At 57.7% G+C, this 13,964-nt stretch carries 12 protein-coding genes; 5 read left to right on the forward strand and 7 right to left on the reverse strand.

From position 1 onward, the window contains the following. Positions 1-163: 163 nt before the first annotated feature. On the forward strand, positions 164-868 hold the full coding sequence (locus LKE90_RS05190; RefSeq protein ID WP_291492805.1) for a class I SAM-dependent methyltransferase: 705 nt from the start codon (positions 164-166) through the stop codon (positions 866-868). 87 nt (positions 869-955) lie between these two features. On the opposite strand, the gene trpC is transcribed toward LKE90_RS05190, so the two are convergent. From trpC to LKE90_RS05220, 6 genes are all read right to left on the reverse strand, one after another. Next, on the reverse strand, positions 956-1,813 hold the full coding sequence (gene trpC, locus LKE90_RS05195; RefSeq protein WP_291493023.1) for an indole-3-glycerol phosphate synthase TrpC: 858 nt from the start codon (positions 1,811-1,813) through the stop codon (positions 956-958). A 161-nt stretch (positions 1,814-1,974) separates the two neighbouring features. Further along, positions 1,975-3,066, reverse strand: coding sequence for an anthranilate phosphoribosyltransferase (trpD, locus tag LKE90_RS05200; RefSeq protein ID WP_291493024.1), 1,092 nt, complete (start codon positions 3,064-3,066; stop codon positions 1,975-1,977). Positions 3,067-3,180: 114 nt separating this feature from the next. Further along, positions 3,181-3,777 (reverse strand): anthranilate synthase component II, encoded by a 597-nt coding sequence (locus LKE90_RS05205; protein ID WP_291492807.1) that lies wholly within the window; start codon positions 3,775-3,777, stop codon positions 3,181-3,183. A 51-nt stretch (positions 3,778-3,828) separates the two neighbouring features. Further along, a complete protein-coding gene (locus tag LKE90_RS05210) occupies positions 3,829-5,121 on the reverse strand; it encodes an RsmB/NOP family class I SAM-dependent RNA methyltransferase (RefSeq protein ID WP_291492809.1) in 1,293 nt (430 codons plus the stop codon). Positions 5,122-5,208: 87 nt separating this feature from the next. Further along, positions 5,209-6,687, reverse strand: coding sequence for an IMP dehydrogenase (gene guaB, locus LKE90_RS05215; protein WP_291492810.1), 1,479 nt, complete (start codon positions 6,685-6,687; stop codon positions 5,209-5,211). Positions 6,688-7,026: 339 nt separating this feature from the next. Continuing rightward, positions 7,027-8,106 (reverse strand): AlbA family DNA-binding domain-containing protein, encoded by a 1,080-nt coding sequence (locus LKE90_RS05220; RefSeq protein WP_291492811.1) that lies wholly within the window; start codon positions 8,104-8,106, stop codon positions 7,027-7,029. A gap of 241 nt (positions 8,107-8,347) precedes the next feature. Here LKE90_RS05220 and LKE90_RS05225 point away from each other — a divergent pair, with 241 nt between their 5' ends. After that, the gene (locus LKE90_RS05225; protein WP_291492813.1) at positions 8,348-8,905 is read left to right on the forward strand and encodes a UPF0262 family protein; all 558 of its coding nucleotides are present in this window, start codon (positions 8,348-8,350) and stop codon (positions 8,903-8,905) included. A 26-nt stretch (positions 8,906-8,931) separates the two neighbouring features. After that, positions 8,932-10,350, forward strand: a complete 1,419-nt coding sequence (cysG, locus tag LKE90_RS05230; RefSeq protein ID WP_407066081.1) for a siroheme synthase CysG — start codon at positions 8,932-8,934, stop codon at positions 10,348-10,350. A gap of 49 nt (positions 10,351-10,399) precedes the next feature. Here the strand turns inward: cysG and LKE90_RS05235 are convergent, their stop codons facing one another. Beyond that, on the reverse strand, positions 10,400-11,104 hold the full coding sequence (locus LKE90_RS05235; protein WP_291492815.1) for a hypothetical protein: 705 nt from the start codon (positions 11,102-11,104) through the stop codon (positions 10,400-10,402). Between the two features lie 197 nt (positions 11,105-11,301). On the opposite strand from LKE90_RS05235, the gene LKE90_RS05240 reads away from it, so the two are divergent. Both LKE90_RS05240 and LKE90_RS05245 read left to right on the forward strand, forming a co-directional pair. Beyond that, complete coding sequence (locus tag LKE90_RS05240) at positions 11,302-11,892, forward strand: YjbE family putative metal transport protein (RefSeq protein WP_291493027.1); 591 nt, start codon at positions 11,302-11,304, stop codon at positions 11,890-11,892. Beyond that, complete coding sequence (locus LKE90_RS05245) at positions 11,889-13,856, forward strand: lytic transglycosylase domain-containing protein (RefSeq protein WP_291492817.1); 1,968 nt, start codon at positions 11,889-11,891, stop codon at positions 13,854-13,856. The genes LKE90_RS05240 and LKE90_RS05245 overlap by 4 nt, the downstream gene beginning before the upstream one ends. The last annotated feature ends 108 nt before the right edge of the window (positions 13,857-13,964 follow it).

Here is a 13,964-nt window from a genome sequence, read left to right on the forward strand (position 1 = left end):
GACCGCTCTTGAGCAGTGCTATAAAAAATTTCACATCGACAAAATGACAAGTAAAATACACGCTAAAACCAAATCAATCATAGGAATAATTATTTTATAGACATCGCACCACCCTTACAGATAGTGACAAAAAGTAGCCTCCACTCCTTTGGGAGACTCGTCTATGGGTTTGATCACAAGGTTCTTTAAAAATTCAAATAAAGAAAATACACCTTTGCCTTTAAGCCGCTTTCGTATCGCCCGATTTAAATATATTTCTCTGTTAATAAACAGGTCAATTGAAGAAAATGGAAAATGCAGTATCATTGATCTAGGCGGAACTCCAGAATACTGGAGCAGTCTTGCGTTTCTTATAAAAGAAAAGAAAATCAATGTTACGATTGTGAATTTAAAAAAATTTACGTCGGAAGAAAAATGGATTTCCTGTATTCAGAAAGACGCAACCAATCTGAAAGAATTCTCTGATAATTCATTTGATTTAGTGCATTCAAACAGCACAGTAGAGCATCTCGGTTCCTGGAAGAAAATGAAAGATTTTGCTTCTGAAACGCGCCGCCTCGCGCCTTCATACTATATTCAAACTCCAAATTTTTGGTTTCCTTATGAGTTCCACACAAGACTGATTGGCTTTCATTGGTTGCCGAAATCATGCCGTATAAAAATATTGATGAAGCGTGCGAATGGATACTATCCACGCGCCAATACTGTTGCAGAAGCGATGTCGATCATAAAAGACGCCCATAGCCTGACATACAAGGAAATGAACTCTCTTTTCCCGGATTCAAAAATAATTGGGGAACGGTTCTGCGGACTGAATAAAAGCTGGATATCGATACGATCGAAAACAACCGCGGCCACCCATAAATAAAACTCTGGCATACTGCCGCAAACAAAAAAACGGACTGACCTTTCTTCAAGGACAATCCGTTCACGTTCCTGACTGATCTACTGTCAGTCAGGAAACTGGTGTCAACAAGGCTTTCAGCGCTTCACCCGGATCAACTGCGCGCAGGAGCGATTCACCAACGAGGAAACCACTGGCCCCCACGGCTGACAGACGCTTCACATCCTCTGCCGTCTTGATGCCACTTTCCGACACAATGATCTTGTCCGGCGGCACGAGAGGCGCAAGCTGGATGGTCATGTCGAGGTCAGTGACAAGAGTCTTGAGATTGCGGTTGTTGATCCCGATCAACGACGTATCAAGCGCGAGCGCCCGGTTCAGCTCCTCTTCCGAGTGGACCTCGACCAGCACATCCATATCGAGCCCCTTGGCATGATCGACCAGCGCCGCGGCTTCCTCATCCGTCAGGATGGCCATGATCAGGAGAATGCAGTCCGCACCGATCACACGGCTCTCATAGACCTGCCACGGGTCGATTATGAAGTCCTTGCGAAGCACGGGAAGCCCGCAGGCTGCTCTCGCGGTCACAAGATCATCATTGCTCCCGTGAAAGCAGGAGCTTTCTGTCAGGATGGACAGACAGGCCGCTCCGGCCGCTTCATAGGATTTCGCAATTCCCGCCGGATCATACGGATCACGCAACAGACCAGCCGATGGCGACGCCTTCTTGATTTCCGCGATGAAACCGGGAAGCATCTCAGCGGTTTTATCCTTCAGGGCGCGCCCAAAGCCACGCGGAGAAAATCCCGTCTCCAGCGCCTTCGCCGTAATGTCTTTCAGACTCACCAGCGTCGAGCGATGAGCCACTTCCACTTTCGTACGCGCCACAATCCGGGCGAGAACATCCGATGGCCCGGAGCATGCCTCGGCACTGGTCGCAACTGGCATCTGATCCGATGTCTCGTTCATCATGTCTCCGTCTCGTAAATGAAAATGGATAACTTCATCGCAGGCTGCGCGTGTTCATGCGATAGTCAGAGCCACTTCACGCGCCGCTATAATGACGCGCCCTGTGCAGCGGAATGGTACCGCTGCGGGATAGGATATCCCTATAAAGTGATCTCGCGGTTTTATCCAGTAACTCCGCGCGCGGCTTCCAGCGAGGCGAAGGCCGCACCGCTATCAATGGAAGATGCCGCCAGTTTCACCAGTTCACGCAGAACAGTCCCGTCCACCTGACCGGCAGCATCCAGAACCTGCCCCCTGCCCGCGACATGAAGTCCGCAGGCGGCATTGAACAGCACCGTATCACGATATGGGCCATGAGATCCCCGTAGCAAGGCCTCAAGCGCCTGCGCGTTCTCTTCCGGTCCGCCTCCGGCAATCGCCGAGACAGGCGCCGGTGACAGTCCTGCCATCTCAGGCTCCAGAATGAACCGATGACGCACGCCGTCCTGAAGCGCCTCGACATGCGTCGGTCCAGCCAGCGTGATTTCATCAATCCAGCGCAGCGAAGACCCGGCGATTTCACCACAGACCGCCCACACCCGCGTCGAGCCGAGCTTCGCCAGCGTATCGACGATCGGCGCCAGCCATGCCGCATCGGACACACCGACCAGTTGACGGGTCACGCAGGCAGGATTGGCCAATGGCCCCACGAAATTGAACAGGGTCCGTACACCGAGCGCACGCCGCACGCCCGCAGCGTGCCGCATGGCGGGATGATGGTGCGGGGCAGCCATGAACGTCAGATTTCTCTCACGCAGATCTGCTCCCAGCGTGACGACATCGTCTTTCAGCGGCACGCCCAGCGCCGTGAGCACATCAGAGGCTCCAGCCTTGGACGACAGCGCCCGGTTGCCGTGCTTGGCCACCGGCACGCCAAGCCCCGCCAGCACGAAAGCAACGGATGTGGACACGTTGAGCGTGCCATGACCGTCTCCCCCCGTGCCACAGACGTCGATGGCGTCCGGTGGAGGTTCGTGCAGGGCTTTCATCCGGGACCGGACGGCTTTCACCGCACCCAGCAGCTCGTCCTGTGTTTCTCCCCGCGCCTTCATACCCATCAGAAGACCGGCAATCTGCACATCGTCAGCCACGCCATCCATGATGAGGCCAAAGGCTTCTTCCGCTTCCGGCTCGGACAGGGCCGCCCCTGTCGCAACATGACGCAGGATCGACCGGAGACGCTCCTGCCTTGTGGCAGGATCATCGCCCTGCATGGTCCTGATAATCTGGGCAGTCTGCCTTTTAGCCTCGGCCAGCAATTCTGTCCGTTCAGAAGAAGCGACTGAAGGACTGTTCATTTTCCATATCCTGTAGTCATCGGAACAGTCCTACGCCGCCCGTCGCGTATTATTCCACGTGCGCGCCATGCTCAGAAAGTTCCGCAGCATGTCATGACCGCCCTCGGAGGCAATACTTTCGGGATGAAACTGCACGCCATGCACGGGATACTGACGATGACGCAGCCCCATGATGATTCCATCATCTGTCCACGCCGTGCGTTCCAGCACATCCGGAAGCGTGGACGCTTCCACAATCAGACTGTGATAGCGGGTGACGTTCACCGGGTTCGGCAATCCCGCGAACACGTCCGTATTCTCGTGATAGACCGGCCAGACCTTGCCATGCACGGGCTCCGGCGCACGGATCACCCTGCCGCCAAACACCTGACCGATGGCCTGATGCCCAAGACAGACACCCAGAATGGGGGTCGTTGGCGCAAGCGCACGGATCACGTCACAGCAGATGCCCGCCTCGTTCGGCGTGCAGGGACCGGGCGAAAGCACGATGGCTTCCGGCTTGCGGGCAGCCACCTCTTCGACGCTCAGGGCGTCGTTACGATGGACCTCACACTCCTCCCCCAACTCGCCGAGATAATGGACGAGGTTGAAGGTGAAGCTGTCATAATTGTCGATCAGCAGGATCATGTCGTCATGATGACGTCACCAGCCGTTCCGGTCAAACGGAACAGCGCAGCGTCACCCCTCCTTCCGTTCCAGCACGGCCGCGAAGAAGCCGTCCGTGCCATTTCTACCCGGTGTCAGTGAGAGCATGGATGAACCAGCCAGAGACGCCGGCACTTCCGGCGCATCCGGCACAACCGAGACAAAGTCAGGATGACGGGCAAGGAACGCCGTGATCTGGTCGCTATTTTCGGCGTTCAGGATCGAGCAGGTCGCATAGACCAGCCGTCCGCCGGGTCGGACAAGCGCTGCCGAACGATCCAGTATCTCCGCCTGCTTGACGGTCAACTCCTTCAGATCGTTTTCTTCCAGCCTGACCCGCGCATCCGGATTACGCCGCCATGTCCCGGTCCCCGTGCAGGGCGCGTCCACCAGCACGCGATCGAACGACTTCGCACGGCGCTTGGTCCACTTGTCGCCCGGCACCAGCAGATGCCGCTCCGCATTATGAATGCCCGCACGACGCAGACGCTTCACTGCCCCCTCAAGGCGCGGCACCGACACATCGCAGGCCACGATATGCCCGCGATTCTGCATCATCATCGCGATGGCGAGCGTCTTGCCGCCTGCTCCCGCGCAGTAATCCAGAATCCGCATCTCGGGGCGCGCACCCAGCATGGCGACAACCAACTGGCTGCCCTCATCCTGAATCTCGACCAGTCCTTCCTTGAACGCCGCACTCGCCGTTATCGGCTGACGCCCTGACAGACGCAGCCCCCACGGAGAAAGCTCGGTCAATTCGGCACGGAAACCATCCCGTAACAGGGCTTTCCGGGCCGCTTCCCGATCGCCACGCAGGGTATTCACACGCAGATCGAGAGTCGCTTCCCCGGCCATCGCAGCCAGTTCAGCCTCCAGCGTCTCACCGAATGTCGCCTCCAGATGCGGCAGCAGCCAGTCCGGCACCTCCAGACGCACGGCGCGCGGCATGGTCGCCTCATCGGGTCTGTTGGCGGCGAGTGTCTCCAGAAAACGACGTTCATCCCGAGCCAGCGCGCCGGGAGCAAACTTTCCCTCGACAAAAGACTGGGCGATGTCGCCAAAACTGTCGCCGGCCAGAAGCTGCCTGACCGCAACACGCAGACGCGGCGTCGCCTCGCCGCCAACCTGTGCGATCAGCCACTCGGCCTGACGCCACTGACGCAGCACATCCCAGACAATGGCGGAAATCGCGCGACGGTCACCACCACCGATAAAGCGTCGCTCACGGAAAAAACTGTTGGCTGTCGCATCAGCAGGACGGCGCGGCGCGGCATCCATTGCGGTCAGAAGGTCGATCGCGGCCGCAAGCCGGGCGGAAGGCGTCATCGGGTATCCTGCGTCCTGATCCGAAGTCCGGAAATAATGGAGTCAAAAAATGGAGAGACCGCAGCCTCTCCACCATAAAACGTCGCCTTAGTCGCGGCGGTAGTTCGGTGCTTCCCGGGTGATGGACACGTCATGGACGTGGCTCTCACGCAGACCGGCGTTGGTGATGCGGCGGAAGCGTGTGTTGGTCTGCAACGCCTGAATATTGGCCGAACCGGTATAGCCCATGCCAGCCTTCAGACCACCGACCAACTGATGCACCACAGCGCCCATCGCGCCCTTGTAAGGCACGCGGCCTTCAATGCCTTCCGGCACCATCTTCTGCGTGTCCTTCACTTCCTGCTGGAAGTAGCGGTCCGCCGACCCCCGCGCCATCGCGCCGAGGCTGCCCATGCCGCGATAGGACTTGTAGGAACGGCCGTCATACAGGAAGACCTCGCCCGGCGCTTCTTCCGTGCCAGCCAGCAGCGAGCCGACCATCACGACATCGCCACCAGCGGCAAGCGCCTTCACCAGATCGCCCGATGTCCTCACGCCACCATCAGCGATGGCCGGGACATTGTACTCGTGGCATGCGGCCGAGGTTTCCAGAATGGCCGAGAACTGCGGCACTCCGACGCCCGCGACAACGCGCGTGGTGCAGATCGAGCCCGGACCAATTCCCACCTTCACGCCGTCCGCGCCGACTTCGATCAGGGCGCGGGCGGCTTCCGGCGTCGCCACGTTACCGGCGATGACCTGCACTTCACCATTGGCCGCCTTGATGCGCTCGACAGCCCGCAGCACGCCGGAGGAATGGCCGTGCGCCGTATCAACGACCAGAACGTCCACACCGGCTTCGATCAGCAGTTGCGCCCGTTTGAACCCGTCATCACCCACACCTGTCGCGGCAGCGCAACGCAGACGACCCAGACCGTCCTTGATGGCCAGTGGGTGCGCAACAGCCTTGTCCATGTCCTTGACGGTGATGATGCCGACACAGCGGTTCGCGTCATCAACGACCAGCAGCTTCTCGATCCGGTGCGTATGCAGAAGCTGACGGGCTACGTTGGCGTCAGCGCCATGACGGACGGTGACAAGATTGTCCCGCGTCATCAGTTCACTGACCTTCTTGGCCGGGTCGGTCGCGAAACGGACGTCACGGTTGGTCAGGATGCCGATCAGTTCCTGCGTAGCGGGCTGCACAACTGGAAGACCGCTGATTCCGTGATGGGCCATGATCGCGCGGACTTCGGCCAGAGTCTGATCCGGCCCGACGGTCACCGGGTTCACGACCATGCCGGATTCGAAGCGCTTGACGCGACGGACCTGCTCGGCCTGCTCCTCGGCTTCCAGATTCTTGTGAATGACGCCCATGCCGCCGTGCTGCGCCATGGCGATCGCCATGGCATATTCGGTCACGGTGTCCATCGCAGCGGAAACGAGCGGGATGTTCAGGTCGATGGTGCGGGTCAGCCGGGTGCGGGTGTCGGCGTGCGCGGGCAGCACGTCGGACGCCGCGGGCACCATCAGCACGTCATCGAATGCGAGGGCGTCTGTAATACGATCGTAAAGTGAAATGGCCATGGCGCGCAGAACCCCTCATCTGTGTTGCGGGCTTCCCGGCGTCCTGACTTTCTGACCAGACCGCTTCCCCAAACCGGATGCCGGGACTCGACACCACACCGCGTCAGCCGCGTTGTTGGTCAGTTGAAGGGCCGTCGTCACATTCTGCCGCGGGTTCCCCACCGTTGGCGGCTCCTCATAAGCACTCTGCCGGACGCTGACAAGGAGAACCTGTCGGCTCTCGTTGGACGGGAAGCTCCTTTTTTCAAAATAGCAACGAATTTTGAAGCTTTTTAAAAAAGCTTCACCAAAAAATTTTTGATTTTATTGAGGATTGTACGAGCGGCTTTTCCCGGCGGGTCATGCCGTGGGAGCGTCCGCCTCATCATGACCCGCTTCGGCATTCAGCAGCCGCAGAACGGCGTTGCGTTTGGTAAACGAGGGTCTCTCTCCGCTTTCATAAACGGCATTAATCTCATCCATACGGGCTTTGCTCAGGCAATAACGCATCGAGCAGCCCGGCCCTCCCGGACTCCCGGCGGTGATTTGTAGAAAATAGTCTGACAGATGAGACAATATATAGGGTGGGCGAAAGCTTACAATAAAGCGGAGTACCAAGCGCCCCCCGGGCGGCAGACGACGGGCTTGCGGTTTCGTGACGGCCATAACCGGCCAGTGCGTATCGTGTAATTCGTCAAGGCTTATTTGCCATAGATCGTGCTGCAACGAAGACCAGTCGCATTCAAAAGGGCTATTTTCGATATCGCACAGAAGAAACACATCCTCCGCCATCCCTCGCCCGACATTTTTCAGGAAAAGAGTCAATTGAATGCTGCTACCGTTACTCTTCTCAAATCTGTAGTCAACAATCTCGATCACCGGCTGCGGTCGCTGGCCATAAAGCGCCGCGACAACAGCGTGCGGCGCTGGCGTAAAACTGGAACCGGACCGAATATAGAATATCTCTTTTTGATCCACGATCGCCCGAAAAGGGACGCTCATTCCCGCAGGAATATACGTCACGACGACGCCTTCCTCTGTCTTGTTTTCACGCAGACAGAAGTCATGCCTCACCCCCGCATGCGGGGGCACTGTCACACCTGAAGTCATCCCTTCGAGAAGAGATTTAAACCATTCGGGAGAAAAAGCCGAAAGGCGAGGATGTTCAGACTGATAGCCTTGAGGAGTATCGCTGCCATCCTCATCACGCCGACAGTCTATTCCCCAGATTATGATGCCTCCGTCAGAATTCCCGAAACCGGACACAGCCTTTGCAAAATTCTTTTTGTCATCGTCACTGAGTTTCCCCGCGCCATTGGACGTAGACACATTTTTGTAATCAAGGAAAAGCTCTTCCGATATTTTATTTTCCAGAAGTTCTTTAATGAAAGCCTCTTTTTTTTCTTCAAATTCTCTAAACAGATCGAGTGCGCGGGACATGATCTCTCCACGGGATTGAGATAAAAAACGGACTTTCCATTTTTAGCCTTGGCTACCCAATTGGGACGCAGACAGGGGCCTTCGCAAAAGCCGGAAAGAGATTCGCAAATATTCGCAAGATTTGCCGGTTTTTTCGTGTCACCCTGCTCGGCTATACCATCGACCGCCCTGCCTTCGCCTCCGGACGATCAGCATCGCAACAAAAGCAACGTGGGAGCAACCCACGAATCGGAAAGCAACCATGACAGATTCCGAAACGCCATCAGGCGTGACAAAACTTCTTCACACCCGCGGCCAGCGGGACGAACCCACCCTTCCTTCGGACCGCCCGGACGCCCTGATGGCCGTTGTGCTGGACAGCGCGCTCGACCCAGCCACCGATGCCCACCCCGAGCGCCGCAAGGATCGCGAACAGGCCATTCTCGACCTCTGCCAGACGGCGCATTTCCGCCCTGAAGGCCTTACCGGCCCCTTCATCCTGCACATCGCCGTGCAGGGGCTGTCAGGGCTGGTGTTCGACGTGCGCAACGAGGAGGACATGCCTCTCTACGCCCACGTAATCTCCCTCTCGCCCTTCCGTCGTCTCATCAAGGACTACGCCCTGATGATCGACAGTTTCGAGGCCGCGATGGAGGAAGGAAACCGTACCAAGGTGCAGGCTATCGACATGGGGCGACGCGGTGTTCATGATGAGGCGGCAGACCTGCTGGTCGAACGGCTCACCGGCAAGATCGCCATGGACCTGCCGACAGCCCGCCGTCTGTTCACTCTGATGTGCCTCCTGAGCCAGCGAGGCTGAACTTTAACCTTCCCGACCGGAGCCTCATGAGCGCGAACGACTTTCTGGCAGAATCAGGAAATATCTGGTTTCCGGTCGTGCTTCGCCTCGACAATACGACAAGAGCACTGGTCATCGGGGGGGGCGAGGTCGCCGCGAACAAGGTTTCGCTGCTGCTGGCGACAGACACATGGATCGTGGTGATTTCCCCGACTCTCTGCGGTGAGCTTCAGAGAGAACTGCACGCAGGGCGCGTGGAACATATCGCCACGGAGGCCACCCGCGCTGTGCTGGAAGCACACCTGCCGGGCGCAAGACTTGTTTACGCCGCCACCAATGACAGAGCGGTCAACCATCTGGCGGCGGAACTCGCGCAGAAGATGAACATTCCGGTCTGCGCCGTGGACGATCCCGATCCCTCCTCCTTCATCACGCCCGCCATCGTACGACGCGGCCCGGTCATGGTGGCCATTTCCACCTCCGGCGCGGCGCCAGTGCTCGCCCGACGCATCCGTGAGAAAATAGAGGCGCTGCTGCCCGCGGGACTCAGTCGTCTCTCCCGCTTCATGCAGGGCGCACGCGGAAAAATGGCGCAGATACACCCCACGCCGGATACACGCCGCCGGGTCTGGGAGAATTTTCTCGACGGCAAGGGCGCGGAACAGGCTCTGGCGGGAGACGAAACTGCCGCCTCCGCGACACTTGATCGTCTCGCCTCGGACGAAAAGGGCGGCGGCGAAGTCTGGCTCGTCGGTGCAGGCCCGGGCGACGCTGACCTACTGACGCTGAAAGCGCTTCGACTGATGCAGAACGCGGACAGCGTGCTGTACGACCATCTGCTGCCGCCGGATATTCTGGATCGGGTCCGCCGCGACGCCGAACGGATTTTCGTCGGCAAGCAGAAGAGCAACCATGCCCTCCCGCAGCCTTCCATCAATGACGAACTCATCCGCCGCGCAAAAGCGGGCGAACGCGTGCTGCGCCTGAAAGGCGGCGACCCCTTTATCTTCGGGCGTGGCGGCGAGGAGATAGAGGCGCTTATGGAAGCGGGCGTCCCATTCCGTGTCGTGCCGGGCATTTCCGCCGCCAACGGGTGCGCCGCCTCATCAGGAATACCGCTCACACATCGGGACTGCGCCCAGTCATGTCTGTTCCTGACCGGTCATGCCCGCGCGGACGGCACGCTGAATCTGCCGTGGCACACTATCGCCCTGCGCGGCCAGACAGTCGTGATCTATATGGGGCTGGGCGGCATCGCCTCCCTGTGTGAACAACTGATTACGCACGGGCTGCCCCCCACATGGCCAGCCGCCGTCATTGAAAAAGGCACACAGCCCGATCAGCGCGTGATCACCGCCGATCTGACATCCCTGCCCCGCCTGACCATTGAACAGGATTTCCGTAGTCCGGCACTGATCATTGTTGGTGAGGTGGTGAAACACCGCGTTGTGTCGCCCACGGCTTAAAATCAGAGCGACATAAGAAATAAAAATACATTATGTGGCGTTGAGAAGATCACAGAAGATGTTTTTCTTGATCAAGAAAAGACCATGATGATTTTCCTGTTGACACCTCTTCACCTGTAACAGGATCTCTGACTTTTTCAGGAAAAGCTTCTGCGATATTTTTTATGGCAACAGGCCAAGGATCACCCGGCATCAAATAAGGGGCAGACTCTGTCAAATGATGCTCTCTTGTAGTTAAATGATGTATTTCATGCCACACAATATTAACAAGAGCACCATACGCAAAAACATCGTCTGATATAAAGAGCCTTCCTCCATAAAGATTTATCCACAATTTACGTTCAAGCCTGTTAAGCGGAGAGGAGGTTAAACGACATTTTTCATGATCACTTATTATTTTATTTTTATCTGTATTTTTTCTCTTTAGAATATAATCGCAATCAGGTGCAACCCAAACACTTGCACCATTAGTTGCATTACCTAAAAATGGCGGAGAAAATGGTGCATAAAATTTATTAAGATCATCAAATATTCTTAATCTTGGATCAATATTTTTTTCCAGAACACCGCACGCCATACCAAGCTCTGAAGATTTTTTTCTTACAGAAAAACCTAAATCAATAATTTGTACAATTCTTAATTTTAAGTTTTTATCAGATACTTTTGATAAATCAAATACGCAACCACCATCACTTATATAAATATATTCATTTTCCTTTTTTAAGGGAGCTAACTCAAGACCAGATCGACTCACAATGAAAATTATATTGCAAGATTATTTAGCAAAAAATACCACAATCAAACAATGCTCCCATTAAAAAATCTGGAATCATCAAGCCTCTCAATCAGGCATAAAGCCCGTTCAGGTATCCCATACCATCTCGAGTTTTCATGGAAAAATACCTCTGCTTACACTGGCCTCTTTCCCCTTTCCCGCGCTATAGCGGGTCCATGCTTTCGCTCTCTTCCCTGACGGCTCTGCTACAGGTCGTCCTGATCGACATTACTCTGGCAGGTGACAACGCCATTGTTGTCGGACTGGCAGTCAGGAAACTTGAGGCAAAACAGCGCAGAATCGCCGTTCTTATCGGCGTCGCCGCCGCCGCCCTGATCCGTCTGGGTCTGGCGCTCATCGCCACACAGCTTCTCGGAATCATCGGCCTGCGTCTCGCGGGCGGGCTGCTGCTGCTCTGGGTCTGCTGGAAAATGTATCGGGAGTTGCAGACCCCCGAAGATCATGAAGAAGACAGCGCCCCCACACCCGGTGGACTGCGTTCGGCCATCACCCGGATCATCATCGCTGACCTGTCGATGAGCCTCGACAACGTGCTCGCTGTGGCGGGCGCCGCGGGCGAGCATGTGTGGGTGCTGGTAAGCGGGCTGGCCATTTCGATCCTGCTCATGGCCTTCGCCGCGACAATGATTGCAAAGCTGCTCGAACGCTTCCGCTGGATCGCGTGGATCGGGCTGCTGGTCGTCTTCGGCGTCGCCGTGGAACTGATTTACAAGGGTGGCGGCGAAGTGCTGGGGCAGTTCTCATGAACAGAGTCCGCCAGCTTCTCCCGGTCAGCATGGCAGTCTTCCTGTCCGCCTGCTCGACATCCCCTCACGCATTGTCCCAAACGTCTGGCGTACCCAGTCCCTGGCCGAGCGAACAGCAGGCGGCGGGTACAGGTCAGGTCGATGCTGTCGCGGGGCGGCTGACAACATGGCTTCAACTGGTCGCGTCCTACGACGCCGCCATCCCTGCCCGCACCTACGCCGATTTTCTCGCAACCCGCCCTGTCTGGCCACGCTGGTCCGTCATTCAGGCTCACTATGAACGCGCCCTGACGGCGGAACCGGACAGCAGAACCGTCGCCGACCTGTGCCGCACACAGACACCCCGCACCGCGTCCGCACTCAGTCGTTGCGCGCAGGCAATGGGCGGGGCTGGCTCCCTCCTTACAGCCGGTATCGCGGCATGGCGTGACGGCAACGACACGCAGCAGGATGCGTCCACACTTCAGTCACTGTTCGGGTCAGCTCTTACACCCGCCGACAGTTGGGCGCGTTTCGAGCGTGAAGAACGCCGTGGACAACTTCAGGCCGCCGCCCAGACAATTCCGTATCTGGATAGTGAGCACGCCGCACTGGCTTCCGCCCGCCTCGCCCTGCGGCGAAATGACGCCTCCGCCGAAACGCTTCTGGCGCAGGTTCCGCCTGCGCTCGCGAACGACGCCACACTCGTTCTCGACCACGCACACTGGCTGGAAAAGAGCAGCCGCACCGATGAGGCTCTGGCTCTGTGGCGAACAAACGGCTTCCGGGCCGAAGAGACTGTCGCACCGGACGCACGCGGACGGTTCTGGACAGAGCGCGACAGACTGGCCCGTGACCTGATCGACCAGAACCGTCCGGCGGACGCCCTCATTCTGGCCGATGACACGCGACAAACCAGCGACCGTAACCGGGCAGATGCGCTCTTCCTGAGCGGCTGGATCGCTCTTCGCGCCCTGCATGATCCTGCCACCGCCGAACCGTATTTCCGGAAACTCGCCGAGACACCCTCCATACTGAGCCGCGCACGCGGGTTCTACTGGCTCGGTCAGGCACGGGCTCAGGCGGGTGACATGACCTCCGCAAAAGCCAACTGGCGACAGGCGGCGGAAGCGCCGGAAACCTTCTACGGCCAGATGGCGATTGCGAAGCTTTCCGGTGCGGGCAACACGCTTCTCGCTCCAACGGAAGTCCCCGAAGCCCTTGTCACGGCCCTGCGCCAGTGGCGGGCAGCGAGCGCTGGCAACGAACATGCGGCGACAGCCATCGTCACCCGTCTGGACGGCAGCGAACTCGCCCGCGCCGCACAAATTCTCGTCTCGTGGAATGACGCCACCCACGCGCGGGATTTTCTGACCCTGCTTCTGGCTCAGGATAACGATCCACAGGACCGCGAAGCCATCGCCGCGCTGGCGACACGCCTCGGTCTTCCCGACATCGGTGTGGCGGCATCGCGTAAGGCCAGCAAAGACGGCGTCAGCCTGCCCGGTTACGGCTGGCCGGAGCCCTTCCAGCCGCCTTCTCTGGACCTGCCTTACGGCTTTGCGCTGGCCCTGATGCGGCAGGAAAGCAACTTCAACCCGGATGCCGTCAGCTCGTCAAACGCCATCGGCCTGATGCAGCTGCTGCCCGCCACAGCACGAGAAACAGCGCAGCAGGTCGGCGCAGGCTCCGTCACCATCCCTGCCCTGCACCAGCCTGAACTGAACATGAAGCTTGGCACGGCCTACCTGAGCAGGGTCTATAACCGGCTCGGCAACGTGGTCGAATATGCCGCCGCCGGGTATAATGCGGGGCCGCACCGCGTCAGCCAGTGGCTGGAAACACGCGGCGATCCGGCCCGCACCGGCGCAGATCAGGACGCTTTCATCGACTGGATCGAGCAGATTCCGCTGGAAGAGCCGCGCAATTACGTGCAGCGCGTCTGGGAAAGCATAGCCGTGTATGCAACGCAGCGAAAGCACTGAGCCGACACGCCTCAATACCTCTGACAGAAACAGTTCCGGAGACAGTTTTGGACACGACCGATCAGCAGACCGGCGCAACAGCACGCTCCACCAAACAGCGTCTCTCAC

This window comes from Acetobacter sp. (assembly GCF_022483985.1).
GTDB lineage: Bacteria > Pseudomonadota > Alphaproteobacteria > Acetobacterales > Acetobacteraceae > Acetobacter.